The organism is Isoptericola hypogeus (assembly GCF_039531145.1).
Lineage (GTDB): Bacteria > Actinomycetota > Actinomycetes > Actinomycetales > Cellulomonadaceae > Isoptericola > Isoptericola hypogeus.
In genome coordinates this window covers 1-1110 of sequence record NZ_BAAAPM010000024.1, presented here as the reverse complement: position 1 = coordinate 1110, position 1110 = coordinate 1, and the positions used below count along the sequence as shown (strand labels likewise).

General features: G+C 68.7%; 1 protein-coding gene. It reads right to left on the bottom strand.

All coding sequences use genetic code 11. The features are described from left to right. A partial coding sequence (locus ABD254_RS21275) for an IS30 family transposase (protein ID WP_344250983.1) occupies positions 1–1110 on the bottom strand: 1110 nt, incomplete at both ends.

Genomic DNA, 1110 nt, shown 5'->3' with positions numbered 1-1110 from the left:
GGCTGGGGTATCCCAGTCGAGCGTCTTGCGTGGTCGGCCGTTGAGCTCTTGGGCGACGTGCTCGAGGTCTTCGGGCCCGTAGGCCTTGAGGTCGGTGCCCTTGGGGAAGTACTGGCGGAGCAGGCCGTTGGTGTTCTCGTTCGACCCCCGCTGCCAGGGCGAGTGGGGGTCGCAGAAGTAGACCGGCACGTTGGTTGCGATCGTGAACTGCTTGTGCGCGGCCATCTCGCAGCCCTGGTCCCAGGTGAGCGAGCCGCGCAGGTGCGCCGGCAAAGTCCCGATCAGCGGGACCAGGACGTCGCGGACCTCCTCGGCGGTGTGCCCGCCAGGCAAATAGCCCAGCATGACGTAGCGGGTCGAGCGCTCGACCAGCGTCACGATCGCGGACTGGGACCCCGTTCCGACGATCAGATCGCCTTCCCAGTGTCCGGGCACGGCCCGGTCTTCAACTTCGACCGGGCGTTCGGAGATCATCACCATCTCCTCGACGAACCGGGGCGTGCGCTGATCCAGACTGCGGTGGGGCTTGCGGCGGGTGCGTCCCGTGCGCAGCGCGGCAGCGACCTCACGACGCAGGCCGCCGCGGGCCTGGACGTAGATCGCCTGGTAGATCGTCTCGGTGCTCACCCGCATGCTCTCGTCGTGGGGATACTCCTTGACCAGAGCGTGGCAGATCTGCTCGGGCGACCACCGCACCGCGAGCTTGGCGGTCACGTACTCGCGCAGCGGCCCGTCGACGGCGAGCTTGGACTGCTTGGGACGCGGACGGGAGTCCGTCCAGGCCCGGTGCGCCGTATACGGGCGGTAGGCGCCTTCGATCGACCGGGCATCGATCTCCCGCTTGATCGTCGAGGCCGGCCGCCCCAACGCCCGCCCGATCGCCCGAAGCGACTTGCCCTCGCGGCGCAGGTCCGCGATCTGCTCCCGCTCGGCCAGGGTCAAGAACCGGGGATGAAGTTCCTTGGCCACCGCCGGCAACGACGCCGCCGGCAACGACGCCGCCGGCCGAGCCGAGGGATCAACGAGCGTGGTCACACCCGTGTTGTAGTCCACCCGGCGACCATCCGGATACGTCCGGGAGTTGCCTGTCTTACGCACCCCGTGATCCCA